The organism is Roseibium aggregatum (assembly GCF_017309185.1).
Taxonomy (GTDB): Bacteria; Pseudomonadota; Alphaproteobacteria; order Rhizobiales; family Stappiaceae; genus Roseibium; species Roseibium aggregatum_B.
In genome coordinates this window covers 186,448-211,876 of the sequence record NZ_JAEKJZ010000001.1, presented here as the reverse complement: position 1 = coordinate 211,876, position 25,429 = coordinate 186,448, and the positions used below count along the sequence as shown (strand labels likewise).

At 61.2% G+C, this 25,429-nt stretch carries 24 protein-coding genes; 15 read left to right on the top strand and 9 right to left on the bottom strand.

Annotated features, from left to right (window positions below; genetic code table 11):
• The first annotated feature begins 170 nt into the window (after nt 1-170).
• From JF539_RS01015 to JF539_RS00960, 12 genes are all read left to right on the top strand, one after another.
• A complete protein-coding gene (locus JF539_RS01015) occupies nt 171-1,025 on the top strand; it encodes a Fic family protein (protein WP_207138278.1) in 855 nt (284 codons plus the stop codon).
• A 126-nt stretch (nt 1,026-1,151) separates the two neighbouring features.
• Complete coding sequence (gene yihA, locus JF539_RS01010; protein ID WP_207138276.1) at nt 1,152-1,799, top strand: ribosome biogenesis GTP-binding protein YihA/YsxC; 648 nt, start codon at nt 1,152-1,154, stop codon at nt 1,797-1,799.
• An 84-nt stretch (nt 1,800-1,883) separates the two neighbouring features.
• Nucleotides 1,884-2,771 carry an acetylglutamate kinase gene (gene argB, locus JF539_RS01005; RefSeq protein ID WP_207138274.1) on the top strand — a complete coding sequence of 296 codons (888 nt, stop codon included), beginning with the start codon at nt 1,884-1,886 and terminating at the stop codon, nt 2,769-2,771.
• Nucleotides 2,768-3,511: a pyrimidine 5'-nucleotidase gene (locus JF539_RS01000; protein WP_207138271.1), complete on the top strand. Its 744-nt coding sequence runs from the start codon at nt 2,768-2,770 to the stop codon at nt 3,509-3,511. The genes argB and JF539_RS01000 overlap by 4 nt, the downstream gene beginning before the upstream one ends.
• A gap of 83 nt (nt 3,512-3,594) precedes the next feature.
• Nucleotides 3,595-4,458: a LysR substrate-binding domain-containing protein gene (locus JF539_RS00995; protein ID WP_207138269.1), complete on the top strand. Its 864-nt coding sequence runs from the start codon at nt 3,595-3,597 to the stop codon at nt 4,456-4,458.
• A 348-nt stretch (nt 4,459-4,806) separates the two neighbouring features.
• A complete protein-coding gene (locus tag JF539_RS00990; protein WP_207138267.1) occupies nt 4,807-7,206 on the top strand; it encodes a TonB-dependent receptor in 2,400 nt (799 codons plus the stop codon).
• A gap of 76 nt (nt 7,207-7,282) precedes the next feature.
• Complete coding sequence (locus JF539_RS00985) at nt 7,283-8,233, top strand: iron-siderophore ABC transporter substrate-binding protein (protein WP_207138265.1); 951 nt, start codon at nt 7,283-7,285, stop codon at nt 8,231-8,233.
• Complete coding sequence (locus JF539_RS00980; protein WP_207138263.1) at nt 8,230-9,249, top strand: FecCD family ABC transporter permease; 1,020 nt, start codon at nt 8,230-8,232, stop codon at nt 9,247-9,249. The genes JF539_RS00985 and JF539_RS00980 overlap by 4 nt, the downstream gene beginning before the upstream one ends.
• On the top strand, nt 9,246-10,232 hold the full coding sequence (locus JF539_RS00975; protein WP_207138261.1) for a FecCD family ABC transporter permease: 987 nt from the start codon (nt 9,246-9,248) through the stop codon (nt 10,230-10,232). The genes JF539_RS00980 and JF539_RS00975 overlap by 4 nt, the downstream gene beginning before the upstream one ends.
• Nucleotides 10,219-11,028, top strand: a complete 810-nt coding sequence (locus tag JF539_RS00970) for an ABC transporter ATP-binding protein (protein ID WP_207138259.1) — start codon at nt 10,219-10,221, stop codon at nt 11,026-11,028. The genes JF539_RS00975 and JF539_RS00970 overlap by 14 nt, the downstream gene beginning before the upstream one ends.
• A 301-nt stretch (nt 11,029-11,329) precedes the next feature.
• Nucleotides 11,330-11,881: an RNA polymerase sigma factor gene (locus JF539_RS00965; protein ID WP_207138257.1), complete on the top strand. Its 552-nt coding sequence runs from the start codon at nt 11,330-11,332 to the stop codon at nt 11,879-11,881.
• Nucleotides 11,882-12,099: 218 nt separating this feature from the next.
• Nucleotides 12,100-13,056: a FecR family protein gene (locus JF539_RS00960; RefSeq protein WP_207138255.1), complete on the top strand. Its 957-nt coding sequence runs from the start codon at nt 12,100-12,102 to the stop codon at nt 13,054-13,056.
• A gap of 58 nt (nt 13,057-13,114) precedes the next feature.
• Here JF539_RS00960 and JF539_RS00955 read toward each other — a convergent pair whose 3' ends face one another.
• Nucleotides 13,115-14,020 (bottom strand): EamA family transporter, encoded by a 906-nt coding sequence (locus tag JF539_RS00955; RefSeq protein ID WP_207138253.1) that lies wholly within the window; start codon nt 14,018-14,020, stop codon nt 13,115-13,117.
• Between the two features lie 263 nt (nt 14,021-14,283).
• Between JF539_RS00955 and dapD the strand changes: the two genes are divergently transcribed.
• Nucleotides 14,284-15,135: a 2,3,4,5-tetrahydropyridine-2,6-dicarboxylate N-succinyltransferase gene (dapD, locus tag JF539_RS00950; protein WP_207138251.1), complete on the top strand. Its 852-nt coding sequence runs from the start codon at nt 14,284-14,286 to the stop codon at nt 15,133-15,135.
• Nucleotides 15,136-15,595: 460 nt separating this feature from the next.
• Here dapD and JF539_RS00945 read toward each other — a convergent pair whose 3' ends face one another.
• Genes JF539_RS00945 through JF539_RS00935 form a run of 3 tightly spaced genes read right to left on the bottom strand, consistent with a single transcriptional unit; the run spans nt 15,596 to nt 17,842 of the window.
• Complete coding sequence (locus tag JF539_RS00945) at nt 15,596-16,189, bottom strand: hypothetical protein (RefSeq protein ID WP_207138249.1); 594 nt, start codon at nt 16,187-16,189, stop codon at nt 15,596-15,598.
• Nucleotides 16,186-17,367 (bottom strand): succinyl-diaminopimelate desuccinylase, encoded by a 1,182-nt coding sequence (gene dapE, locus JF539_RS00940; RefSeq protein ID WP_207138247.1) that lies wholly within the window; start codon nt 17,365-17,367, stop codon nt 16,186-16,188. The genes JF539_RS00945 and dapE overlap by 4 nt, the downstream gene beginning before the upstream one ends.
• Nucleotides 17,368-17,416: 49 nt before the next feature.
• Complete coding sequence (locus JF539_RS00935) at nt 17,417-17,842, bottom strand: DUF805 domain-containing protein (protein WP_207138238.1); 426 nt, start codon at nt 17,840-17,842, stop codon at nt 17,417-17,419.
• Between the two features lie 222 nt (nt 17,843-18,064).
• Between JF539_RS00935 and JF539_RS00930 the strand changes: the two genes are divergently transcribed.
• Both JF539_RS00930 and JF539_RS00925 read left to right on the top strand, forming a co-directional pair.
• Nucleotides 18,065-20,314 carry a mechanosensitive ion channel family protein gene (locus JF539_RS00930; protein ID WP_207138237.1) on the top strand — a complete coding sequence of 750 codons (2,250 nt, stop codon included), beginning with the start codon at nt 18,065-18,067 and terminating at the stop codon, nt 20,312-20,314.
• A gap of 668 nt (nt 20,315-20,982) precedes the next feature.
• On the top strand, nt 20,983-21,765 hold the full coding sequence (locus tag JF539_RS00925; RefSeq protein WP_207140747.1) for a DUF2189 domain-containing protein: 783 nt from the start codon (nt 20,983-20,985) through the stop codon (nt 21,763-21,765).
• 93 nt (nt 21,766-21,858) lie between these two features.
• Here JF539_RS00925 and truA read toward each other — a convergent pair whose 3' ends face one another.
• Genes truA through def form a run of 5 tightly spaced genes read right to left on the bottom strand, consistent with a single transcriptional unit; the run spans nt 21,859 to nt 25,405 of the window.
• A complete protein-coding gene (truA, locus tag JF539_RS00920; RefSeq protein WP_207138227.1) occupies nt 21,859-22,680 on the bottom strand; it encodes a tRNA pseudouridine(38-40) synthase TruA in 822 nt (273 codons plus the stop codon).
• Nucleotides 22,680-23,219 carry a GNAT family N-acetyltransferase gene (locus tag JF539_RS00915; RefSeq protein ID WP_207138225.1) on the bottom strand — a complete coding sequence of 180 codons (540 nt, stop codon included), beginning with the start codon at nt 23,217-23,219 and terminating at the stop codon, nt 22,680-22,682. Before JF539_RS00915 ends, truA begins: the two co-directional genes overlap by 1 nt.
• 22 nt (nt 23,220-23,241) lie before the next feature.
• Nucleotides 23,242-24,180, bottom strand: coding sequence for a methionyl-tRNA formyltransferase (gene fmt, locus JF539_RS00910; protein WP_207138224.1), 939 nt, complete (start codon nt 24,178-24,180; stop codon nt 23,242-23,244).
• A gap of 42 nt (nt 24,181-24,222) precedes the next feature.
• Nucleotides 24,223-24,858 (bottom strand): MarC family protein, encoded by a 636-nt coding sequence (locus JF539_RS00905; RefSeq protein WP_207138221.1) that lies wholly within the window; start codon nt 24,856-24,858, stop codon nt 24,223-24,225.
• Between the two features lie 28 nt (nt 24,859-24,886).
• Nucleotides 24,887-25,405, bottom strand: coding sequence for a peptide deformylase (gene def / locus JF539_RS00900; protein ID WP_207138214.1), 519 nt, complete (start codon nt 25,403-25,405; stop codon nt 24,887-24,889).
• Nucleotides 25,406-25,429: the final 24 nt, after the last annotated feature.

The window sequence follows — 25,429 nt, the reverse complement described above, 5'->3', positions numbered from 1 at the left end:
GCATTTTCCCGGCCGAAATACACACGGGACATCACCTTTTACGGAGTCTTGTCATGGGTTTTTTTGATCGCTTTACCTCAAGAACAAGAACAGCTCAGGACGCCCGGGTAAAATATACTCCCAAGCAATTTCTTGAATTCGCGCAAACACTGCCGGAGTACCAGGTCCTGATGCAGCAAACCAATCAGGACTGCGCGGACATGACCGTCGCAACGATCTGGGGACGCGAAGCCAAGAGAGCATTCAGGAACGATTTCAGCCAGATGGTTCCCTCCACGCTCACTTATCTCAGAACCGTGACCGCAGGTTATCTGAACATGGAAGGCCAACGCATCCGGAACTCGGTCCAGCACCTGGACCAACTGCTGATGCGGGCGTTCGCCAACGAAGCCCATTCGCTGTTCAACAACCCGGGCAACCAGAAAGACCCTCAGACCTACTATGCGCTCGACACCGACTCGGACGTAACCAGGGCAGCGAAGTGGATCTGCAAGGCCTCGAACTCCATGGACGAAAACAGCACGGCGATCCTGATCAGCGTTCAAAGGTGCATCGATACCGTCCTGAACAGGGACCTGGACCTTCGCGACGTGGCCACGCTCGAACGCATCCACAAGGGGGTCGTGGGCTCCCTGCCCGCCAACATGGACATCCTCCGCCCGACCCCTATCGGACAAAACTACACCGGTGTCGCCGGTGGAACCTATCTTCAGGAATACGCCTCGCGTCAGTCGCGGCGTCTCCGAACGACAATAGCGTTGCCGCCGCATCTCGCCGGTGAAAACCATCGCGTTCGCACTCCGGGGCAACAGCAGTTCGTCTTCGTGCCGCAACGCATGCCCAACTACAACAACAATTGGGCCAACATCGGCTGCTATCTTCATGGCGCCTACATTCGCGCGCATGGCTTCGCGGACGGCAACGGGCGGTCGGTGCGCACCCTCTTCGCCTGCACGCTGATCAAAAGCGGCATGGGCTTCGTCGCACCTTCGAGGGCGTTCGAGACATCTCTTTGCGGCCTGTAACGGGCGATTGCGAAAGCCAATCGCGTTTTATCGGAATCGCTTTTCGCCGTCCGAAATCAGCGGTTTCAACGTAAAAAGCGATGCAAGACATTTTCAATTTCGCGCGACACGCTCTAAAAGGCGTCCATGAGCGACGATCAAACCTATTCCGACGAAGAGCTGGAAGCCGGGCGGCTGATGTTCTGCCGCCCCTGGGATTTCCAGACCAGCGTCACCGACATGGCCAATCTGCCCGACGCGGCCGGAACCGAAATCGCCTTTGCGGGCCGGTCCAACGTGGGCAAGTCCAGCCTGATCAACGCGCTGACCGGGCGCAAGGGCCTTGCGCGCACCTCGGCGACCCCCGGCCGGACACAGATGCTGAATTTCTTCGTCGCCCCCGATACGCCGCTGTCCATCGTCGACATGCCGGGCTACGGCTACGCGCAGGCGCCGAAAGACCTGGTCGACGCCTGGACCGCGCTGGTCTTTTCCTATCTCAGGGGCCGTCCCAACCTGCGCCGGGTCATTCTTCTCATCGACAGCCGGCACGGCATCAAGAAGAACGATCTGGAAACGATGGCCCTGCTCGACAAGGCCGCCGTGGTCTATCAGGTGGTGCTGACAAAATCCGACAAGATCAAGCCGCCCCAGCTCAAAAAACTGATCGCGGAAACAGGGACCTTGCTGTCCAAACGTGTCGCCGCCCATCCGCTCGTCATCGCCACCTCCTCGGAGAAGAACCGGGGCATCGACGAATTGCGTGCGGAGCTCTGCCTGCTGGCGCATCAGTGATCGGCGATTGTGAAGCCCCGGCAAACGGGCTATAGCAAGGATCCTTCGCGATCCGACCCGACACGTCCTGAGTACGACACACCCATGACCACGCCCGACACCGCCAGCCGCGCTCACATCATCGCCCATGCCCTGCCCTACATGCAGCGCTACGACAGCAAGACCGTCGTCGTGAAATACGGCGGACATGCCATGGGCGATCCGGAACTCGGCCGGGCGTTCGCGCGCGACATCACCTTGCTGCGCCAGTCCGGCGTTCATCCGGTGGTGGTTCATGGCGGCGGCCCGCAGATCGGCAAGATGCTGGAGCGGCTGAACATCGTCAGCGAGTTCAAGGGCGGTCTCAGGGTGACCGACAAGGCCACCGTCGAGGTGGTCGAGATGGTGCTTGCCGGGTCCATCAACAAGGAAATCGTTCAGATGATCACCGCGGAGGGCGGCCGCGCGGTCGGCCTGTGCGGCAAGGACGGCAATCTCATGAGCGCGCGCAAGCTGAAGCGCACGGTGGTCGATCCGGACAGCAATATCGAAAGCGTTGTCGATCTCGGCTTCGTCGGCGAGCCGGCGGACGTCAATCCCACCGTTCTGCGCCTGGTGCTGAAAGAAGACATCATTCCGGTCATCGCGCCCGTCGCTCCCGGCGAGGACGGCGAGACCTACAACATCAATGCCGATACGGCCGCCGGCGCGATCGCCGGCTCCCTGAACGCGGCCCGCCTCCTGTTCCTGACGGACGTCCCCGGCGTTCTCGACAAGGAAGGCAACCTCATCAAGCAGCTGACGGTCGCCAAGGCCCGCGAGCTGATCGCCGACGGCACGATTTCCGGTGGCATGATCCCGAAGGTCGAAACCTGCATCGAAGCCCTGAACCACGGCGTTGAAGGCGTGGTGATCCTGAACGGCAAGGTGCCGCACGCGGTCCTGCTCGAGCTGTTCACCGACGGCGGCGCCGGGACCCTGATCCGTCCGTGACCGGAAAACGCGTTCCAGGCACCGAGGGCCCGCACGCCCACCGCCGCGACATCCGGATCTACCGCGGCATCGAGGCCTGGGTGTTCGATCTCGACAACACGCTTTATCCGCACGAGGCGGATCTGTTTGCCCAGATCGACGAGCAGATCGCCAGCTATGTCCAGAAGATCCTGGACATCGACCGAGACGCGGCGATGGCCCATCAAAAGGCGCTCTATCACCAGTATGGAACAACCCTGCGCGGCCTGATGACAGAGCACAGGATCGATCCGGACCACTATCTCGCCTATGTGCATGATATCGACTATTCCGCGCTTGAGCCGAACCCGGAACTCGGCAAGGCGATAGAGGCGCTTCCGGGGAAGAAATTCATCTTCACCAACGGCGACCGCCCGCACGCGGAGCGCACCGCCGCCGCGCTCGGGATCTCGGAGCATTTCGAAGAAATTTTCGACATCGTCTCCGCAGACCTCATCCCCAAGCCCAACCGCGAAACCTACGACAAGTTTCTGGCACAGACGGGCATTTCGCCGGTCCGTGCCGCCATGTTCGAGGATCTGCCGAAGAACCTTCTCGTTCCGCATTCGCTGGGTATGTGCACCGCGCTCATTCTCCCCAAGGGATCGCGCTCCGTCTTCCGGGACGACTGGGACCTGGAAGACGAACCCTATCCCCATATCGACTTTGTCACCGAGGACCTGACCGGTTTCCTGAAGGCGGTTCTCGCCGCTGTCGGTTGAGCGCCCGAGGGGACTGGAACCGGGAAAACAAATCAAATAGATTGAGTTTTCTTCAAGACCAGCTCCCTTTCAGGACCAAACTCATGGCGTCTCTGCGCGCACTTCATGCCTTTTCCCTTCTTGCCCGCCACGGGCGCGCCGCGCTGGCGGCGGAAAAACTCGGAGTCTCGCCGTCCGCCCTGTCCCATCTGATGCGCAAGCTGGAAAGCGAACTGGGCGCGACCCTGGTGCACCGGGACGGCCGGGGACTGACCCTGACGGAGGAAGGGCAACGGCTGTCGCTGAGCCTGGGCGACGCGTTCGAGCGGATCGAGGACGCCGTCGACAGTTTCAAGCGGCGCGGACGGACGGAACTGAGGATCAGCACGGTTTCGACCTTCGCCACGCGCTGGCTGATCCCGCGCCTGCCGAAGTTCCAGGCGGTTCAGCCGGATGTGGAACTGCTGCTGTCGACCTCAACGAGGATCGTCGATCTCGACCGGGAGAATTACGACTGCGCCATCCGGCTCGGCACGGGCAACTGGCCGGGGGTCGAAAGCAAGCTCTTATGGAAGGAACATCTGTCGGTTGCCGTCGCACCCAGCCTGTTCAGCGACAAGAACCCGGCCGATCAATCCCTTCTCAGCGGGTTCAGGCTGTTGCACAGCGCGTCCAGGCGCAACGACTGGACGGTCTGGCTCGAAGCCGCCGGGCTCGCTCACCCGGACACCAAATCCGGCATGGTGCTGCAGAGCCGGGACCTCGCCATCCAGGCGGCGATCGCGGGCATGGGCGCCATCGTGATCGACCGGCGTTTCGTTTCCCAGGAACTGGACGCAGGCCACCTGATCATGCCGGACTGGAAACGCGTCGAACTGGACACCGGCTACTGGTTCGTCCGCTCCCCCGCCCGCACGCTCACCCGGCCGGTGGCAGCTTTCCGGGATTGGCTGCAGACGGCTGTATAGGTCGCGACAGGCTTCGCCCGCCGCATTCGCGCAAGACTGTCTTCGCACTGCTCCGCAGGCATTCCGACCGCAGGCTCCATGTTCCCGGCGGCCACTCCGCGACACCGGTCGGCATGTCCTGCCGGCGTGGCGAGATCGCGACGGCGCACCGGTTCGCAACCACGGCAAACCGGACTCCCCGCACCGCATGCTCGGCAAACAGTTAAAACCTGAGTCAAACAGTTAATTATTTTTCAATCGGAGTCCCAAAACCCGAAACCCAGTCGTCAGACATGTGAGCGGGCCGATACGCGTGCGCTGCACTTAATACGAAACGGCTTGTCAAAAGCAGGGTGAACGGGGGTCTTCATGGCTGAACACGCAAGGGGCGACACAAGGAAAAAACAGGCCAGGAGGCGGAAGGCGATATTCGTCGCGGGGACGGTCTTTGCCTGCAGCAGCATCCTGACCGGGGTGCCGGTTTCAAGCGTATTTGCTCAGGCGGCCGCACAGCCGATTTCGATCAAATCGGGCTCACTGACTGCCGCGTTAAACCAGCTCGCCGCCCAGACAGGTTTGCAGATCATCTTCGACGCCAGCCTCGCCAACGGGAAGACGACGGGCGGCGTCACTGGCACCATGACACCTGACCAGGCACTGGCAACCCTTCTGGCCGGAACGGACGTCACAGCAAGTTTCGCAGGAACCGACCAGGTCGCCCTCGCAACCCAGGGACCCATGGACCCGCAACAGGGCGACCTTCTCGATACGATCTACGTCTATGGCGCCCGCGACGCGACGACCCTGGAAGATACCAGTGCGAGCATCGGTATCGTGAACGCCAAGGACATAGACTACGGTCAGATACAGTATCTGACCGGTTCGCTTCGCCGTCTCGCGAACGTCGAAAAGGGGGCCACCAACAATACGGGCATCGTCATCCGCGGCATGAACTTCGAGGGCTTTTCCCCCGCAGGCGCGCCCATGGGATCCATCTATGTCGATGGCATTTTGCAGAGCCGCTACAATTCGCGTTTCGGCGCGCGAAACCTCTGGGATGCCGAACAGGTCGAGGTCTACCGCGGTCCGCAGTCCACCTTGAGCGGTCGGGCCGCCACCGCAGGCGCCATCTACTTGAAAACGAAGGATCCGACGTTCGAGCAGGAGTATGTGCTCTCCGCGACAGCCGGAAACAAGAACCTCGCGGGCGGGGCGTTCGTGGTAAACGCGCCCCTCAGCCAGAAGGACGGGATCGCTCTTAGGATTGCGGGCTCCTACGAGCAGCTCACGACGGAAATCGATTATCCGGGATACAACGTCTACGACAATTACGACGACTTCCGAACCGAACTGAGCGCAAACATTCGCACCAAACTGCTGTTCGAGCCGTCGGAGTTACCGAATACCCGAGCGCTTTTCACCTATGCCTTTTCCAAGGACCGCCCAAACGAGAGGCTGATCAATCCCCTTACCGGAGACGGAGACCTGTATCTCCTGCCGACATTGGCCGAGTTCCGGGAAATCCAGATGCACAATACCGGTCTTGAAGTAACGCAGGACATTACACCCGCTTTGAAGCTGACCTCGCAGACCAGTGTCAGCTACGGGCTGACCGAGCGCGAGTCGATAGACAACGGCACTCCCGGTGTCGCAAACGCCTGGTACGGAACGTATAAGGACACGCTTGCATCACAGGAACTTCGTCTCAATTACGAACAGGACCGCTGGAGCTGGGTCGCGGGCCTTTTCGGCAGCTATGAATTCCAGGACTCGGACCTGTTCTGGCGCGCAACCGCGTTCAATCTGGAACAGAAATCCCTTTACGCCCGCAGGACTGCAAATCTGGCGGCGTTCGGCGAAGCCGAGTACGAGTTCCTTCCAAGCTGGAAAGCAACGCTCGGCGGACGTGTCGACTATATTCGCGAAACAACGGAAGAAAGGAACACGAGCACGTCGATTGGCGTCGGGTCCACGACCACCATCACCAACGCCGGTATCAGCGAGGTGAACGTGGTCCCAAAGGTCGGCCTTTCCAAGGAGTTCGGCGACGATCACATTACCGGCGTCACATACTCGCAAGGGTTCAGAACGGGTGGATACTATCTGGACCAGGCAACCGGCGAGGCAGTGCAATACGATCCGGAATACGCCGACAACTACGAGCTCTTCTACAAGGGTAAGTTCCTCGCCGAGAGACTGAGGATCAACGCCAACGTATTCTACACGCGCTATCGGGACCAGCAGGTCGAATCCATCGCTCCCGGTATCGGGGGCGCAACGATCGTCAGCAATGCCGCGTCATCCTATTCGCTGGGTTTTGAATTCGAGCCGAACTTCGCCGTCAACGAGAACTTCTCCGTCTTCGCGTCCGTGGGATATCTTCACACAGAGTTTGAAGAATTCGACCATCGCATCTACGGCGACCTTTCCGGGGAAAGCTTTCCGGAAGCACCGGAATGGACGGTGGCCTTTGGCGGGCTCTATACCTTCGACAACGGTTTCTATGTCGGTGGCGATGCCAAATTCGTCTCCGACTACAATGCCCGTTTCAACGTCGCCGCTCCTCTCGAGGAGATGGATTCCCATTTCCTGGTGAATGTGCAGACGGGAATTCGCAGAGACAACTGGGAAGTCAATGCCTTCGTCGAGAACCTTTTCGACGAGCGCTATTACACCACTCTGGAACTGCAGGGCAGCGGGGTAAACCCGTCTTTCGCCCAGGTGGGACCGAGCCGGCTGTTCGGGTTGAATTTGAAAGCCAAGTTTTGATCGCGCCAGATCACCGCGGGCGACCCGTTGCGCGGGACGCCCGCAGAACGTTTGCTACAAGTGACAGAGTATTGCCTTGCGACTGACCGGCCTCTTTATCTGTTTTACGCTTTGCTTCCCGCCGGCGTTGGCGGCATGCGAAGGAGAGACTGTCGCGGAAGGCATCTACGGAGACCCTGTCTGTGTTCCGTCCAGCCCGAAGCGGATCGTCACGCTTGAACCCTGGTTGTCGCTCGGGACACTCGTTGAACTGGATGCTCCGGTCGTTGGAGTCCCGGTTATGGGAATCCAGGACCAGGGTCTGCGCGATCATGCGGAGGCCGCCTCCATGGGGGATGTCGGGCACCCGATGCAGCCAAGCCTCGAGCGCATCATCGCCTTGCAGCCTGACTTGATCGTTGGCAGCACCTATATTCATGGGCAAATCCATGAAAAACTTTCGCAAGTCGCGCCTACGCTCCTGCTCGATCAGATGGGCTGGAAGGAGCACTACCTCCTGCTTGCGCGGATTTCGGGACGTTTGAAGCAAGCACGGGAAAAGCTCGGGGATTTCGAGCGGCGCGCCGGCGCAATCAGCGACCGCGTACCGGACGGTCTCAAGGTCTCTGCCGTCAGAGTGGCCCGGCAGGGCTTCCAGGTCTATCTCGACGGTCCGGGCGCCTATGCGCCCTATCAGGTTCTGCGCGAGGCAGGCGTCCAGAGAACGGACTATGAGACCACCCTGGAAAGCACGATGGTCAAGCGTCCGGACTGGGAGGAAATTTCGGCCCTGGACGGTGACATTCTGCTTTATGTCGTCGCCGCCGGCATGGACACCGCCGACGACGAGCAACTGGCGACGTCAACCGCCGGCAACCCCCTCTGGCAAACGTTGCCCGCTGTAAAAGCGGGGCGGGCACACCGTGTCGACCGGACCACGTGGATGGCTTTTCACGGACTGGCGTCGGCACACCGCGTGCTCGATGATGTCGAGCGGTATATTCTGGACGCTCCGTCCGCCGGAGAAGAGCGGTCACCTCGGCAATGAGTACCAGGGTCCCGGTGGGAGCGGACCGTCTTCGTCTGATCGCTCTCGTTACACTGTGCTGCCTTCTGCCGCTTGCCGCCATTTGGTCGGTCAGCCTCGGCGCGACCGTGCTGCCTTTGGACAGCATAATAAACGCAATCTTCGCCTTTGACGGCTCCAGAGACCATCTGGTGGTCGCCGCAGTCCGCTTGCCACGGGTCCTGGCCGGACTGCTTGTCGGCGGCGCCCTTGCGATTGCCGGCGCGATCATGCAGGCGATAACGAACAATCCCCTGGCCTCTCCGGGCCTACTTGGGATCAACGCGGGCGCCGCATTCGCCGTTGTTTTCACCATGAGTGTTTTCGGGACCGGCGCACAGGGGTCTCTCGTGTGGACAGCATTCGCAGGTGCGGGCGCAGCCGCCGTACTGGTCTCCCTGTTCGGATCGACCGGCCCCATGAGTGGCACGCCGGTCAAACTGGTTCTGGCAGGGGCGGTCCTTACGGCTTTTCTAACGTCTCTCACGACCGCCTTCCTCATCATGGACCGCAGCACGCTCGACAGCGTCCGCCTCTGGACCGCCGGGTCCCTCACCGGCCGCACGATGGACGAGGTCCGCGCTGTCGCCCCCTACATGCTTGCCGGCCTTGCGGCAGCTCTCGTTTTTCCGCGACAGCTCACGGTCCTGAGCCTTGGCGCCGATGTATCCAGGTCACTCGGACAAAACCCCGTCTTCTGGCGCGGTGTGGCTGCCGTCATCGTGATTTTGCTGGCAGGAAGCGCCGTAGCCCTGGCTGGACCCATCGGCTTTGTGGGGCTCATCGTGCCGCATATTGTCCGATTGACCGTCGGCACGGATTACAAATGGATCATCCCCTTTGCCGCCGCAGGCGGCGCATTCCTTGTCCTGTCGGCCGATACCTTGAGCCGTCTGCTGTTCGCCAGCCAAAGTTTTCCCGTCGGAGTCACCATGGCAACAATCGGTGCACCTTTTTTCATCTGGCTGGCCCGAACAAGTCCGTGGGGACGCTCATGACGCGCGTTGTCACTACGCTCCTGGGACTTCTCACGATTGTGGCGGTGGCCGGACTGGCCTGGGGCGATTATCCGGTCCCTCCCGGCGAGCTCCTTGCTCTCCTGTTGCGGCCGGCGGAAGCGCCGCCCCATGTCGAGATGATCGTTGTCGGTCTGCGGATGCCAAGACTGGCCCTCGGCATCCTCGCGGGAGCCGCCTTCGCGGTCGCCGGGGCGATAACACAGGCCATCATGCGCAATCCGCTCGCGGAGCCCGGCATCCTCGGGATCAACGCCGGTGCCGCTCTTGGGGTCATGATTGTTCTTGTCGGCCTGAAAAACGCTCCAGCCTATCTCGCTCCGCCCGCCGGGTTTGTCGGATCGAGCGCAATGGCCCTTGCCATCTACCTCCTGTCCTGGCGGAACGGAACGTCTTCACTGCGCATCGTTCTCATCGGAATCGGCCTTGGTTCGCTCGCGGGGGCGGCGACCACCACCCTGACCGCCTTCGGCGCGATCACCGATGTTCAGCGGGCCCTGATATGGCTTACCGGCAGCGTCTATCATGCCGATTGGCATGACGTGCGGATGCTGGCTCTCTGGCTCTTCCCACCTTTTGTGCTGACGTTCGCGTCGTTTCGCCAGCTCGACCTTGTCCGCTTCGGAGACACCGCCGCCCTCGGCCTCGGGCAACGGGTCGATCTGGTGCGCGCCATGATGATTGTGCTTTGTGCACTTATCTCGGGCGCAGCCGTTGCGGCCACGGGTCTGATCGCGTTCATCGGACTGGTGGCGCCGCATCTCGCCCGCCGGCTCGTCGGACCGATGCACGCCAAGGTCCTGCCGGTCTGCGCACTCGTTGGCGCTCTTCTTGTCCCGGCAGCCGATTTCCTGGGGCGTGCAGTCCTGGCACCGGTCCAGGTGCCCGCCGGTATAGTCACCGCCCTGATCGGGGCGCCTTTCTTTGGTTTTCTGTTATGGAGGCATCGCAATGCCGCGGCCTGAGGACTGCGAAACCCTCTGCCTGGAAACGAAAGGGCTTTCCGTCGCCTACAGCTCCGCGCTCGTTGTCGACAACCTGAACCTGTCAATTCCCTCCGGAGCCTTGACGGCCCTGACAGGTCCGAACGGCAGCGGGAAATCGACTCTGTTGCGGGCTCTTTCCGGATTGCTCAGTCCGACCCACGGTTCGGTTCTGCTCGATGGCCGGTCGATTTCACGGTTCACAACGCGCGAGGTCGCCCTGCAGGTCGGCGTCCTGGCCCAGGGACCGGTGGCGCCGGAAGGGCTCACCGTGCTGGATCTTGCACGGCAGGGCCGCTATCCGCACCGTCCGCTGTTTGCACGCTGGTCGGAAAAGGACACCGCCGCCTGCGACAGAGCGCTCTCGCTGACCGGTATGACGGAACTCGGAGACCGGCCCGTAGACCAATTGTCCGGAGGGCAAAGGCAACGCGCCTGGATCGCAATGACACTCGCTCAGGAGACACCGATCCTCCTTCTGGACGAGCCGACGACATACCTCGATCTCGCCCATCAGATCGAAGTCATGGAATTGGCCTCGAGCCTGGTGCGAACCATGGGAAAAACGGTCGTGACGGTTCTTCACGATCTGAACCAGGCCGCCCGGTATGCCGACCATATGGTGATGCTGAAAGCTGGCCGGATAGTTGCCTCGGCTCCACCCGCCGAAGTGATGACCGTTGAGATTGTCCGGGAGGTCTTTGACGTGGAATCCATCATTGTTCCGGATCCCTTAACCCAAACCCCGATGTGCATTCCGGTGCGGCGGCGTCCATAGACCCCGCATCCTGCGGACATGTTGCAATGACGCAACATCCCGAAACATTTCCGGGAAGGGCGGAAAGTTCAGTCGAAACCGGCGATTTCAAATAATGCAATGATATCAGATATAAACATGAATATTACACTCCTGTTTAACCCCGCTGCGTCTCCGAATTGGAATGTTTCCAACATATTGTTGTTGCACACCTTTTCCAAATCCACCTAGAATTTCTACGCAGTTTCCACTAGGGAAATCAAACCCTCCAAACTTGCCGTCGCTCGCAGCGTACCGGTGTGAACCTGGGTAAAAGAGAGCTATGACTGGCTTGTCAGATACGATGCCCGACAGCGCCGAGCCCGACGGCAATGAGTTGCTGAACCGCGCAATCGAAGCTTACTACAGCGACGTCGCGAAGGCGGTCGGACGCCGCAGCCCTTCTCAAAACAGCGCGCTCGACATCGTTCATGACCTCTACATCAAACTCTCGTCCCAGCCAGAGGTGCTGCGCGACAAGAGATCCATCAAGGCGTTTCTGTGCCGCGCGGCGGTCAATCTCGGCATCGACCGCTACCGGCGCGAACAGTTTGAAGCCCGTTTGTTTACCTCCATGGAACAGGAGGTCCATCAGGTCCCCGCGAGTTCGGAAGCCCCGGACAACAGGCTGGAGACCGAGGCGCGGCTCCGTGTTCTTTGCGAGGCGATAGGCGAACTTCCGGTTCGTCGGCGCGCCGTCTTTATTCTGCACCGGCTGCATCATCTCACCCCCGATGAGATTGCCGCCAGGCTCAATATTTCCCGGAATATGGTCGACAGGCATTTGCGCAGGGCTCTCACACATTGCCTCGATTGCCTTCTGCAAATGGACTAGGGTACGGCTCCATCAAATTCAGCCTACCGGCGTCAACCCGAAAAAGAAGAGCAAGGAAACGCCCGCGTAACCGCGGCTGGCACATGGTGCGAAGGCTTTGAAGCGGCTCTCCGCGGCCCGATCGTGACAACTGAATTTAACGGGGCCGTACCCCACGGGTCCCAATTCGCCCGGCTTATTCGTCTATAGGGTGAGACAGGAAACTCTTGGGAGAGGTCATGGCGAAGAGGCGACTGACGCATGCGCAGCGCAAGCGTCATCAGGAGGCTGCGGATTGGGTTTTGCGAAACCGCGAAACAGAACTCTCCGACGAGGACCTTCGGCTGTTTCATGCGTGGCTGGGATCCGATCCAGAAAACCGCCGCGCTTACGACACGGCCGAGCGATTGCTTGGCGAAGCCCGCACGGCCATCAAGTCCGATCCCGGACTAAGCAACTTTGAGGCACAGCCGGCGGGACGGGGAAAAACCGCCGCAGGCACATTGCTTGGGCTCGCGCTGATCGCGGGTGCCTTTCTTTACCTTGACGGGCCGATGCGGTTGCAGGCGGATGTCATTTCCGGGGTGGCGGAACTGCCTGTCATCGAACTTGAAGACGGATCGACCATCTACATGAACGCGGGATCGGCGATCGCTTTCGACTATTCGGAGCAGGACAGAAACATCCGGCTCCTTCGGGGCGAAGCTTTCTTCGAAGTCGCCCCCGATCCGGAACGGCCGTTTAGCGTTGAAGCCGGCGATACGCAAGTTACCGCCCTGGGGACCGCCTTCGACATCCGCCGCGGGGGGGACGAAACTGAAGTAACCGTGACACACAATGCGGTTCTGGTCGAACTCGATGATCCTGAACAGACCAAGGTTCGTCTAAACGAGGGAGAGCGTATCGGTTACAGTCTCGCCAATGGGGTCAGCGACATCAGCATGAAGAGTGAGGCAGCCGTCCTGGCATGGCGCCGTGGATTACTCGTCCTTGACAATGAACCGCTCTCACTCGTGGTCGAGGAACTTGAACGGCATTTTTCCGGCAAGATCTTTATTGCCGGGAGCAGCCTGGCCCGCCGGAGAATAAGCGGCACCATCGCCATCTCCGACACCTCCGCGGCACTCAATTTCCTTGAGCAGGCACTCGGCCTGTCTTCCACCAAGGTAGGCCCGCTTATCATACTGAACGAGTGATCCAGGCAAACGTCGCCGATGCCTTGACCACCGGCCCGCGCCCTCACCTGCGCCACGTTCACCCCAGCAGAATAATCCCGAGCACCGCCAACACGATCAGCACGCAGCCGGCGATTTCGGAGCGCGCGATGGTTTCCTTGAAGACCAGCCAGGACGCCAGGAAGGTGAAGACCAGTTCGATCTGGGCGAGCGCCCGGACGTAGGCGACATTCTGGAGAGTCATGGCGGTGAACCAGCCGACGGAACCCGCAATGCCGGAGGCCCCGACCCAGACGGCGCTGCGCCAGTTGGCAAGGCTTGCCTTCAGCTGATCCGGCTCGCGCAGAACCATCCAGAGCGCCATGACCAGGGTCTGCAAGGCCGTCGCATAGACGAGCGCGGTGGCCGCCTGCATGGCGACCCCGGTGCCTTCGAGCGAAATGGACGCCGTCCGGTAGGCCACGGCGGAGGCGCCGAAAAAGGCGGCGGAGGCCAGACCGATCAGGGCCGGCTTTCCGGCAAGGGAATTGCGGATGGCGGCCAGGGAGAGAGGGACGCGCGCCAGGGAAATAACGATGACGCCGGTGATGCCGATCAGGATGCACACGCCCGCGGTCAGGGAGATATGTTCCCCCAGGACCAGGAAGCCGAACAGGGCCGCCTGGATCGGTTCGGTTTTCGAGTAGGCCGTACCGACCGCGAAATTGCGGAACGAAAAAAGATGGATCAGCAGGAAGGTCGCGACGATCTGCGCGATGCCGCCAAGCACGCCGGCGATCAGCATGGTCGCATTCGGCAGCGGAACCGGCTGCTGAAAGAAAAAATGCAGAACGAGCAGATAGAGAACCGCGAAGGGAAATCCGTAGCCGAACCGGACAAAGGTTGCCCCGGTCGTGCCGAGCTTGCCCTTCAGGTGCTTTTGCATCGCCGTGCGCAGGTTCTGGCAGAACGCGGCGAAGACGGTGATAGGGATCCATAATTCCACGGTGCCAGCCTCTATGCGAATGTCGGTCGTGTTCACCTAACGCCGATCGCGGCTCGAAAAAATGACGTTTGTAGGCAACACAAAGTTTAGTATCCCTCAACCCTCGGAGCCCTGCCCTGCATCGAACGGCCCTCCAAACCTCCGCCATGACGCAGCGGGACGGCGAAAACCTGCCCGCCACCGCCTTTCGGGAACCTTGACAGGTCGCGGTCCGCACGATTAGGTCCGCCCTTGATTTGACAACGCCGGAGACCTTTTTCCCGATGAACCACGATCTCGCCTCCCTGTCCAAGACCATCGATGCGGCTTTCGACGACCGCGACGCCATCGGCACCAGCACCACCGGCGAGGTCCGCGATGCGGTCGAAACCGCACTGAACCTTCTCGACCGCGGCCAGCTCCGCGTTGCCGAGAAAAAGGACGGGGACTGGGTCGTCAACCAATGGGCGAAGAAAGCCGTGCTTCTGTCTTTCCGCCTCAATGCGATGGAAGTCATCAAGGGCGGTCCGGGCGACGCGGCCTGGTGGGACAAGGTGCCGTCCAAGTTCGACGGCTGGCGCGGCGTCGATTTCGAGGAAGCCGGCTTCCGGGCCGTGCCGAACTGCACCGTGCGCCGCTCCGCCTTCATCGGCAAGGGCGTCGTCCTGATGCCGTCCTTCGTCAATCTCGGCGCTTATGTGGATGAAGGCACCATGGTCGACACCTGGGCCACGGTGGGCTCCTGCGCCCAGATCGGCAAGAACGTGCATCTGTCCGGCGGCGTCGGCATCGGCGGGGTTCTGGAGCCGCTTCAGGCCGGGCCCGTGATCATCGAGGACAACTGTTTCATCGGCGCCCGCTCCGAGGTGGTCGAGGGCTGCATCGTGCGCGAAGGCTCGGTCCTGGGCATGGGGGTCTACATCGGCCAGTCGACCCGTATCGTCAATCGCGCGACCGGCGAGATCTTCTACGGCGAAGTGCCGCCCTATTCCGTGGTCGTTTCGGGAACCATGCCGGCAACGGGCACGATGGGCAACGGCGAACCCGCCCCGAGCCTCTACTGCGCGGTGATCGTGAAAACCGTCGACGAGAAGACCCGCTCCAAGACCGGCATCAACGATCTCTTGCGCGACTGATCCGTCCCACCCGGACGACATTGCAAGCCCCGCCACCACCGGCGGGGCTTCCGACAGCTGACAAACCCTCGGATTGTCATTCCGGACAAGTAAGGCTTCAGCCGAACGCTGATCCGGAATCCAGACATATCCCGCGCCGAAGGCGCTCATTAACAGATAGATACGAAACTAGGTGCTCGCTTCCGCTCGCGCTGATTTCTGGATTCCGGCTCACGCGATGCCACTTCGCGGCACGCTGACCGGAATGACGGTAAGTGGGATGTCAGCAGACTCAAGCCCCGCCGCCGGTGGGGCTTTTTCTTTGGGCCGGATGGGGACATCGCCGGGCCTCTTTCCGAGGTGTCCGGCCTGACCAACCACCTGTTCGACGTCACCCCGGCCAAGCGACAGCGAAGAGCCGGGGGACACGAAAGAGAAAACGACCTTCTTAAAAATTTCGCTTTTCGCAGCAGGCAGAAATTCACACGCCCCAGAGATGACCCGCGAGTTGAGCGATGACCAGGGTCAGCACGATGTCGAGAACCACGACACCGATGGCCAGGCTTATGGTCGCCTGAAGGGCGATCCGAGCCACCAGGAACCGATACCAGAGGATCGCCAACAGGCACGAAAAGGACAGCAGGACGGAAATCCCCGGCGAGATGATCCCAAGCAGGAACGCCAGATAAATGATCAGGTAGGGGATCGAGGCCAGCAGGCTTGTCCAGTTTCTGGCCACGATGAAGGAGACGTAACGGTGCGATATCCCGATCGGCTTCGCAAGCAGCGCGAGCAGGATCGGAAAAGCGATCCAGTCCAGCCCCAGACCGACAAATTGGGCCGTCCAATAGGCGCCGTTCGGAAAAGAGTCGGGATGAAACATGTTCTCGGAGAAATAGAACTGCTTTTCGGCGAGCGCGCTCACCAGGAATGCCGGAAGCAGCAGGACTATGACAAAGAAGGAACGCCAGAACCCCTGAATGGACTGGTCGAAAAAGGCCATGCCCTCGGGACGGTTGCGCAGCAACAGCCAGGACCCGTCCAGTCCCGCGCGAATTTCGCCCAAACTGATCAAGCCGACGCTGCTCCTTCATCCAACCTGAAATAACCGGTGAGGAATCGTTTATAGATTGCCGCCAGCCGGTCAAGATCCTCAACCGCGACGCGTTCGTCCACCTTGTGCATCGTCTGACCCACAAGGCCGAATTCAACAACAGGGCAGTAGTTCTTAATAAACCGTGCATCCGACGTCCCGCCACCGGTCGACAGTTCCGGTGTCCGGCCGGTCTCCACCCTGACGGCTTCGCTCAAGGCGGTAATCAGCGTGTCGTCGCGGGTGAGGAAGGATTCGCTCGCGTCGCGTTTGAAGTCGAGGCGGTAGTCCAGGCTGCCGAGAGCGACGCCCGCAAGCGTTTCCGAGATTTTGGCCTTCAGGCTTTCCAGACTCCACTCGTCGTTATAGCGGATGTTGAAACGGCCCTCGGCACGCGCCGGGATGACATTGAAGGCCGCATTGCCGACGTCCAGGTTGACGATCTCGAGATTGGACGGCTGGAAGCGCTCGTTGCCGTCATCGAGCTTGAGCGCATCAAGGGCATCGAGCAATTTGAGCAGACCCGGAACCGGATTGTCCGCCAGATGCGGATAAGCCACATGGCCCTGAACGCCGGTCACGGTGACGGTGCCGGAGAGCGACCCGCGGCGGCCAACCTTGATGGCGTCGCCAAGCACTTCCGGGTTGGTCGGTTCGCCGACGATGCAGGCGTCGAAGACATGGCCCTGCTCCCTGGCCCATTGAAGCAGTTTCACCGTGCCGTTCACGGCCGGCCCTTCTTCGTCGCCGGTGATCAGGAAGGAAATCGTTCCACCGAACCCGGTCCCGAACCGCTCGACAAAATCCAGAGCCGCCGCGGCGAAGGAAGCAATCCCTCCCTTCATGTCGACGGCCCCGCGGCCATAAAGTATGCCATCTGAAATCACGCTGTCGAACGGCCCGTGGCTCCAGTCGCCCTCCGCACCGGCCGGAACAACGTCCGTATGCCCCGCGAACACGAAATGCGGCCGGCCGGAACCGATACTCGCGAACAGGTTCTCGACGTCCGGCGTGTCGTCATCCTGAAACGTCACCCGCGAAACAGAGAATCCCGCTCCGGCGAGAAGACTTTCAAGCGTGGTCAGCGCCCCGCCTTCGGCAGGCGTAACGGACGGGCACCGGATCAGATCCTGCGCGATGGTGACGGCGGATGAAGGCATGGTGTCGTTACTCTTCAAGCGTGACAGATGGTTCGTCAAAAAGGTCCGTTCAGCGTTTGCGCCAGTAGCTGTTGGGCAGCGGGCCATGCCGGTTCGGTTCCGCCTGACTCGGGACAAAGCCCAGGAAAAGAACCATGAGGATGTTCAGGACGGGAACGAAAATCAGCAACGCGAAAAAGCCGGTCTGCCCGATATCCTGCAAACGCTTGATCACAATGGCCAGTTCGAACCACTGCAGAACGAAGAACAGTATCGGAAACAACGGATTCGACTCCACGAACGCGGATGGCGTCACGGTTTCCGGCGTCAGAACTTCGGCGCTCGAAATCCACCATAGCCTGATGGCAATGCCGATAACGATCCAGATCAGCCCGAAGCAAAGCCAGTAAGGCTCCCGGCCGATGCGTCCGATCGGACTCACCAGGGCCCAGAACGGACCGGGGGAGATATTCGCGCTTGGTTGGGATGTACTCATTCGCTCCCGCTCTCAAATACAGTCCTGCAAGGAGGTAGACGCATAAACGGTGCGGATCAAGCTCTGTCGTCGTATCCGGCTTCGGCAATTGCGGGTCAGGGGTGGACCGTTGAGGGACAAAGCCCCTTTTCCGCTTTGAACGCTGGCATTTTTTTAAGGAATTTTGTACGCAAAGGCGGTTATCTCACGTAACGAAATCCAATTTCCCCGAAAGGGCTCGTTATGACCGGTGCCTGGAAGACGAAAATCTCCGCCTGCTTCGCCTCTTTCCTTCTCACCCTTTCGATCCTTGCCGGCTCACCGGCAGCAGCGCAGGACGCTTCCTCCGGTCTGCCCGCACCGTTGCAACAGGCGGAGATGGAGAAGCTGGCTTCCAGCCTGAGCCCCGAGCAGGTCAAGGCCCTCACCGATCTGATGATCCTGCTTCAGAAGAACGCCGGAACGGCTGCCGAACCTGCCAAGGCAGCAGCGCCGGCGCCAAGCCTGCTGGAGAAAATCGAGAAGACCGTGGACGGTCTGGGCGCGGCGATCGCGAACCACGTTCAAAACCTGCCGGCTGTCGTTGTGGCGGCCTTTGCCGGTCTCGGCGACCTGGTCGCCGGCAAGATCGCCGGACCGTTTCACCTGCTGATCGCAGCGACCGCCCTGATCCTCGCCGCCGGTTTCGCCGCCGAGTTCCTGATCAATCGCGGTGCTGGCGCAAGGCGCCGGACGATTCGGAACGAACAGCCGGAAACCCTCTATGAAACAGTCAAGCTGGTCAGCCTGAGGGCCGGCCTCGACCTTGGCGGCCTGGTGGTCTTCACGATCGTGGCGCTGTTCATCGGTCGCCTGCCTCTTTTCGATCCCGAGACCCGGCGCTTCGCCCTGATCATGGTTTTCTGGGTGGTTCTGCTGCCCCGTGTCGTAGCGGCCATTTTGCGCTTCGCGCTCGCGCCCCATCGCCGCGAATTGCGTCTTGTCACGGCCGACGACGCCACCGCCAAATCGCTTTACCGCAACTTCACGATCCTGTTCGCGGTCATCGGCGTCGCCTTCGTCATGTTCGACGTCTTGAAAGGCGCCAGCACGGAGACGGCGGAAAGTTTCCGGTTCTTCGCCGGCCTGCTGGCCAACGCCTGGATCGTGGCCGTGATCTGGAAAACGCGGGACGGGTTGACCCGGATCATTCTGGGAGACGAGGAAGACCCCACCTCAGGCCTGGAACGCATGGCGCAATTCTGGCCCTATTTTTCGATGGCGTTCATCGTTTTCAACTGGTTTCTGGTGCAATTCGCCGAATTGCTCGGCAGCGACGCCATGTCGGCAGGGCGCTCTCTGGCGGTGATATCGCTGGTCATCTTCGCCCCCTTCCTCGACACGGCGGTGCGGGGCATCGTGGCGCATATCGTGCCCCCGATGCAGGGCGACGGTCCTGTCGCCGAAGCCGCCCATCAGCAGACCCGCAGCAGCTACGTGCGGATCGCCCGGATCGCCCTGCTTGCCTTCCTGATCCTGATGGTCGGCCGCATCTACGGCCTCAATCTCCTGGCCCTCGGAGCGGACGACGGGTCAGAGATTGCTCGCAACAGCGTCATTTTCCTGCTGATCCTCGCCAGCGGCTACCTGGCCTGGGAAATTGTCAATCTCTGGGTCGCCCATGTGCTTGCCAAGGATTCGCCTCCCGTGGAAAATCAGGACGACGAGGCGGAAATGGGCGGCGCGGGAAAATCGCGCATGGCGACGATTCTGCCATTGCTCCGGGTGATCTTGCAGATCTCCATCATCACGCTCACGGGGCTGCTGGCCCTCAGCCAGCTCGGGGTCAACATCACACCGCTTCTCGCCGGTGCCGGTGTTGTCGGCCTCGCCGTCGGCTTCGGAGCCCAGACCCTGGTTCGCGACGTGGTCTCGGGCGTCTTCTTCCTGATGGACGATGCCTTCAGGCTGGGTGAGTTTGTCGATACCGAAGGCACCCAGGGCACCATCGAGAAAATCTCGATCCGCTCCATGCAGCTGCGCGGTACGCGCGGCGCGGTCCATATCGTGCCTTACGGCGAGATCCCCAAGCTTACCAACCTTTCGCGCGACTGGGTGATCATGAAGCTGCGGTTCACCGTGCCTTTCGACACCGACGTGGAGAAGGTCCGCAAGCTGTTCAAGAAGATCGGCCAGGAAATCGGCGAGATGGAGGAGTTCAAGGACGATATCCTGGCGCCGTTCAAGGGCCAGGGTGTCGCCGATGTGGACGACGTCGGCATCGTCGTGCGGGGCAAATTCACAACCAAGCCCGGCAAGCAGTTCGGCGTGCGCAAGGAAATCTACAAACGCGTCCAGAAAGCGTTCGAGGAAAACGATATCCAGTTCGCCCGCAAGGAAGTCCGGGTTCAGCTCCCCGACAATGTCGATCTGGACGACAAGCAGAAGGAGACGGTCACCGCAGCCGCCGCTGCGGCCGCAGCCGCGAGCGAGACCAAGACGGCGGCGCAGTAGGCTGATCCGGGCGCAGCCCGCTCTGACGCACCATTGCTGGGATTGGTTTTCCCTTGTCGTCCCAGCGAAGGCAGGGACCCGGTAATCTGATGATTGTGCCGAAATAGACACTCCCTCGGATTGTCATCCCTGACAAGGGTAACGCGAGCTGCGCGCAGATCCGGAACCCAGACATATTCTGCGCAGAAGGCGCTCAATACGCTAATACGAACAAATAGATATGAGAATTTATGCACGCTGTCGCTCGTGTTGATTGCGGGTCTCCGGCTCACGCGATGCCGCTACGCGGCATGCTGACCGGAGTGACGGTATGAGGTTTGTCAGCAGGCTCAGAAATCTCACGATTGCGTTTTGTTTTGCGAATTCCTCACGCGGTGAACACCGGGTCCCGGTCTTTGCCTGGAAAAACCGGGACGACAACAGGGGAGCCGCCAATTCCGTGGCATCCGGGGCGCGAAATTCTCCGGTACACGCATAAACTTTTCTCCCCCATTGAGCTCTTGGCCATTCCATGGCTAAATTTACCTGTCCGTGGAGGCGGACGGGCCTGGTTCCGTCGGGATCCGGGAGAGCTTTTGGGAGGAAGCTGTCAGATGAGTGAGAATGTATCGGCGCCGAAGGGCGTCGCACATCCGGCAGATGCCGGAACGGGCGCGAAGGCAGAGGCTATGGCCAGTGCGGGCCTGCGGCCCATGCCGCGGGTCAAGGCGATCGACGTCAACGACGTCATAGACGCGTTCGCCTCGGGACTTTCGGACTTCCTGAAAGCCCCCGCCTATGGACTTGCCATCGGCGCACTGTTCGCGGCCGGAGGCCTGTTCGTGGTCCTGAGCGCAGCGGCGCTCAACATGAGCTACCTGTCCTATCCGGCGGCCGCCGGGTTCGTGCTGATCGGCCCGTTCGCCGCCGTCGGCCTTTACGAAGTCAGCCGGAGGCTCCAGAACGGCGAGGAATTGTCCTGGTCGGCGGTGCTTGGCACCATGTGGGCGCAAAAAGGCAAGGAGCTTTCCTGGATGGCCTTCGTCGTGCTGTTCATCCAGATCATGTGGATGTATCAGGTCCGCCTGCTCCTGGCGCTGTTTCTCGGGTTCAAGTCCTTCGCGTCCTTTTCGGAGTTCCTGACCCAGGTGATCACCACGCCGGAGGGCCTGATGTTCCTGGCCGTCGGCCACGTGGTCGGCGCGATCCTGTCCCTGATCCTGTTCTCGCTGACCGTGGTCTCCTTTCCGCTGCTGCTGGAGGACGACCGGGACTTCATCACCGCGATGATCACCAGCGTGCGCGCCGTCGCGGTCTCGCCCATCCCCATGATCGGCTGGGCCTTCGTTGTCACCGCGCTCCTGATCGTGGCAATGATTCCGGCCTTTCTCGGCCTGATCGTCGTGCTGCCGGTGCTCGGCCACACGACCTGGCATCTTTACAAGAAATGCGTGGAATTGCCTGAGGAGTGACAGACAGGGCTTCTCGCCAAAGCCGGTTCCGCGCAGATCCTCCCACCCCTATCCCCTTGCGTGGGGGAGTAAGGGGCATGACGTCAGCGGCGGTTACCCCTCGCCGTCGTCCGCCGTCTGCATGACCGCCTTGCGCGCCTGCCAGTCCTTCAGGAGTTCGATGTCCATCTCCGCCGGACGATAGTCGACACGTGTGAGGTAAAGCCCGTCCGCCGGTGCAACGGGGCCGCAGGCCTTGCGGTCGCGGGCCTGCAGGGCTCTTGTGATGTCGCCGGGCCCCCACTTGCCTTCGCCGACCAGCCGCAGCGTGCCGACCATGGAGCGGACCTGGTTGTGCAGGAAGGAGCGCGAGGAGCATTCGGCGATGACGAATTCGCCTTCCCGGAAGACCCGGAACTCTTCCAGCGTCTTTTCCGGGCTCTTCGCCTGGCAGCGGGAATGGCGGAACGTTGTAAAATCGTGGTGGCCGACGAACTCCTGGGCCGCTTCGTGCATGGCGTCCGCGTCGAGATCCGGCTTCACGTGCCAGGCAAGGCCGAGCTGGTGAGTGAGCGGCGGCACCCGGTTCTGGATGCGGTAACGGTAGGAGCGGCGGATCGCGGAAAAGCGTGCGTCGAAGCCTTCGTGCATCTCTTCGCAGTCCAGGATGGCGACCGGGTCCGGCTGGCAATGGAAGTTCATCGCCCCCAAGATCGTCCTGACCGGCCAGGGCCTGGAAAGATCCGCGTGACAGACCTGTCCCGTCGCATGAACGCCCGTATCGGTGCGCCCCGCACCGCCGATGGTCACCTCCTCGCCGGTAAATGCCTTTATGGCGCGCTCGATGACCGCCTGCACCGACGGACCGTTGGCCTGACGCTGCCAGCCGCAAAACGGCCGGCCGTCATATTCCACCGTCAGCTTGTAGCGGGGCATTACTCGAATTCTTCAAAGGGAGTTGCAAACGCCACTTCGATCGGCAGATCGCGGGTTCCGTCCGCCGTCAGCGCAAGCGCCATGAAGGCAGCGCCCGCATAAGGGCCACGGACCTTGCGCGCGAGCGCCGGATCGAAGCCGAAGCGCGGAAAGTAGGAAGGCGGCCCCAGCACGAGGACCAGGTCCTCGCCGATTTCCGTCAGTCTTTTCAGCGAGGTCCGGATCAGCGCGGATCCGATGCCCCTGCGCTGCTTGTCAGGCCAGACCGACACCGGGGCCAGGCAGGCTATCTGCATGCCCTGACCGTGACCGATCGCGGCGGGCGTCACCCGGCTGTAGGCCACATGACCGGCAATCTCGCCGTTTTCGTCGACGGCGACCTGTTCCAGCACCATCGCGCCGCAATGGCGCAGCTTGTAGACCAGACGCGATTCCATGTCGGAGGGAAAGGCGGCGACGATCAGATCGCGGATCGCGACTTCATCCTGCGGGGTGACATCGCGGATCGTCAGGTTCAGGCTGTCGGCCAGATCGGTCATCGATTGCTCCATCCCCATCAGACTAATCCAGAACCGCGCCGGCAGAAAGAGACGCACCGCGCAGAAAGTCCGCGCCGCTCATCGGCTTCTTGCCGGCCCGCTGCACCTGGTCCAGACGGACCGCGCCCGAGCCGCAGGCAACCACCGGCACCTCAGCGCCGGCCAAGACCGTACCAGCGGCTCCCTCTCCTTCGCCGAGAGAACTGCGCAGGACCTTGACCCGCTCCGGCTTGCCGCCAAGGGTCATTTCGCACCAGGCGCCGGGAAAGGGGGACAGGCCGCGAATATGGTTGTGCACGTCCGCCGCCGGTTTCGACCAGTCGATGCGGGTTTCCTGCTTGGAGAGCTTGTCCGCGTAGGTGACGCCGTCTTCCGCCTGAACCTGCTCGCCGAGCGCTCCGCGGGACAGGGCGGCCAGCGCTCGCACCATGAGATCCCCGCCGAGGCCCGACAACCGGTCATGCAATTCTCCGGCGGTCACGTTCTCATCGATGGCCACCGTCTCCGACATGCAGACCGGACCGGTATCCAGGCCCTCTTCCATGCGCATGACCTGAACCGCAGTCTCCTTGTCGCCCGCCATGACAGCGCGGTTGATCGGCGCGGCGCCGCGCCAGCGCGGCAGCAGCGAGGCATGCAGGTTGAGGCAACCGAATTGCGGCGCGTCGAGAACAGCCTTGGGAAGGATGAGACCATAGGCGACCACCACCGCCACATCGGCGTCGAGCGAAGCGAAGGTCTCCTGCTCTTCCGTGCCTTTCAGGCTGTCTGGCGTGAACACCGGGATGCCGAAAGATTCCGCCGCCTCATGGACGGGCGACTTCTTCAGGTCCATGCCCCGGCCCGCAGGGCGTGGCGGCTGGGAGTAGACGGCAACAACGTCATGACCCTGACCGACGATTTCCATCAGGGTCGGCACCGAGAAATCGGGGGTGCCCATGAATACCACGCGAAGCGACATGAGTTTCCTTCAGGATTTCCGTTTCATTGGCCGGGTTGTCCCTTATTTCGCGAGACCCGGCAACAGGACTTTGAGACTGTCGACCATCATTTCCATCGCGATGGCCGCCAGGATCATCCCCATCAGACGGCTCATGACGCTGGTCGCGGTCTGCCCGAGGAAGCGCGACAGGAACGGCGCCGAGAAAAACGTCGCGATCAGGACGGCGATCGAAGCCGCGATCCCTGCGATGTAAGCGATTTCCTGGGAAAGACCCGTCACCTGACCCCGGAAGATGATCATGGTCGAAATGGACCCGGGCCCCAGCAGGATCGGGATCGTCAGCGGGTAGATCGCCGGGTTCTCCTGTGCCGCATGCTGTTCCTGTTCTTCCGGCGTTCCGTGATGGGCCTTGCTTTTTTCACCGGAAATGAGGTTCAGGGCGATCAGCAGGATGAGAAAGCCCCCCGCAAGGCGGAAGGCATCGAGGCTGATCCCGAAGACCTTCAGGATCATGTCGCCGGTCAGTCCGACGATTGCGGCCCCCACGGAGAGGCTGATCAGAAGCGTGAAAGCGACCTTGCGCTCGAAGCCCGCGCCCTTGTCGGCGGTTAATGACAGGAAAACCGGCAGATTGGCGATCGGGTTCATGATCGCAAACAGCGCGGCGAAAATCTTCAGGAAGAGTGCCTGATCCATCGGTGCCCCCAGCGTCCCTTGCCCAGGCTCAAAGCTTTCCGGCCAGTTTCGCCTGCTTGGTGAACTTCTTGACCACCCTGTCGCGTTTCAGTTTCGACAGATAATCGATGAACAGCTTGCCGTTGAGGTGATCGAGTTCATGCTGGATGCAGGTTGCCAGCAAGCCGTCCGCCTTGATCTCCTGGTCCGCGCCTTCGCGGTTCTGAAACTGCACCGTCACCTCGGCCGGGCGTTCGACGTCCTCGTAATACTCCGGGATCGACAGGCAGCCTTCCTGGTAGACGTTGGTTTCCTCGCTCGACCAGACGATCTTCGGATTGATGAAGACCATCGGCTCCTTCGGCGCGTCCTCCTTGGCGACGTCCAGAACAAAGAGCCGTTTCAGGATGCCGATCTGGCTGGCGGCGAGACCGATCCCGGGCGCGTCGTACATGGTTTCCAGCATGTCGTCCGCCAATGCGCGGGTCTCGTCGTCGATCGCTTCGACCGGTGCGCAGACCTCGCGCAGAACCGGGTCGGGAATGGTGATAATGGTGCGTTTCGTCATGCGTCTGACATAGGCTTTCGCCTC

Bases quoted from the DNA above. Each gene is read 5' to 3' on its own strand.
- JF539_RS01015 (WP_207138278.1), top strand. From the start codon at position 171: ATGCAGCAAACCAATCAGGACTGCGCGGACATGACCGTCGCAACGATC.
- yihA (WP_207138276.1), top strand. From the start codon at position 1,152: ATGAGCGACGATCAAACCTATTCCGACGAAGAGCTGGAAGCCGGGCGG.
- argB (WP_207138274.1), top strand. From the start codon at position 1,884: ATGACCACGCCCGACACCGCCAGCCGCGCTCACATCATCGCCCATGCC.
- JF539_RS00995 (WP_207138269.1), top strand. From the start codon at position 3,595: ATGGCGTCTCTGCGCGCACTTCATGCCTTTTCCCTTCTTGCCCGCCAC.
- JF539_RS00990 (WP_207138267.1), top strand. From the start codon at position 4,807: ATGGCTGAACACGCAAGGGGCGACACAAGGAAAAAACAGGCCAGGAGG.
- JF539_RS00980 (WP_207138263.1), top strand. From the start codon at position 8,230: ATGAGTACCAGGGTCCCGGTGGGAGCGGACCGTCTTCGTCTGATCGCT.
- JF539_RS00975 (WP_207138261.1), top strand. From the start codon at position 9,246: ATGACGCGCGTTGTCACTACGCTCCTGGGACTTCTCACGATTGTGGCG.
- JF539_RS00970 (WP_207138259.1), top strand. From the start codon at position 10,219: ATGCCGCGGCCTGAGGACTGCGAAACCCTCTGCCTGGAAACGAAAGGG.
- JF539_RS00965 (WP_207138257.1), top strand. From the start codon at position 11,330: ATGACTGGCTTGTCAGATACGATGCCCGACAGCGCCGAGCCCGACGGC.
- JF539_RS00960 (WP_207138255.1), top strand. From the start codon at position 12,100: ATGGCGAAGAGGCGACTGACGCATGCGCAGCGCAAGCGTCATCAGGAG.
- dapD (WP_207138251.1), top strand. From the start codon at position 14,284: ATGAACCACGATCTCGCCTCCCTGTCCAAGACCATCGATGCGGCTTTC.
- dapE (WP_207138247.1), bottom strand. From the start codon at position 17,367: ATGCCTTCATCCGCCGTCACCATCGCGCAGGATCTGATCCGGTGCCCG.
- JF539_RS00935 (WP_207138238.1), bottom strand. From the start codon at position 17,842: ATGAGTACATCCCAACCAAGCGCGAATATCTCCCCCGGTCCGTTCTGG.
- JF539_RS00930 (WP_207138237.1), top strand. From the start codon at position 18,065: ATGACCGGTGCCTGGAAGACGAAAATCTCCGCCTGCTTCGCCTCTTTC.
- JF539_RS00925 (WP_207140747.1), top strand. From the start codon at position 20,983: ATGGCCAGTGCGGGCCTGCGGCCCATGCCGCGGGTCAAGGCGATCGAC.
- truA (WP_207138227.1), bottom strand. From the start codon at position 22,680: ATGCCCCGCTACAAGCTGACGGTGGAATATGACGGCCGGCCGTTTTGC.
- JF539_RS00915 (WP_207138225.1), bottom strand. From the start codon at position 23,219: ATGACCGATCTGGCCGACAGCCTGAACCTGACGATCCGCGATGTCACC.
- fmt (WP_207138224.1), bottom strand. From the start codon at position 24,180: ATGTCGCTTCGCGTGGTATTCATGGGCACCCCCGATTTCTCGGTGCCG.
- JF539_RS00905 (WP_207138221.1), bottom strand. From the start codon at position 24,858: ATGGATCAGGCACTCTTCCTGAAGATTTTCGCCGCGCTGTTTGCGATC.
- def (WP_207138214.1), bottom strand. From the start codon at position 25,405: ATGACGAAACGCACCATTATCACCATTCCCGACCCGGTTCTGCGCGAG.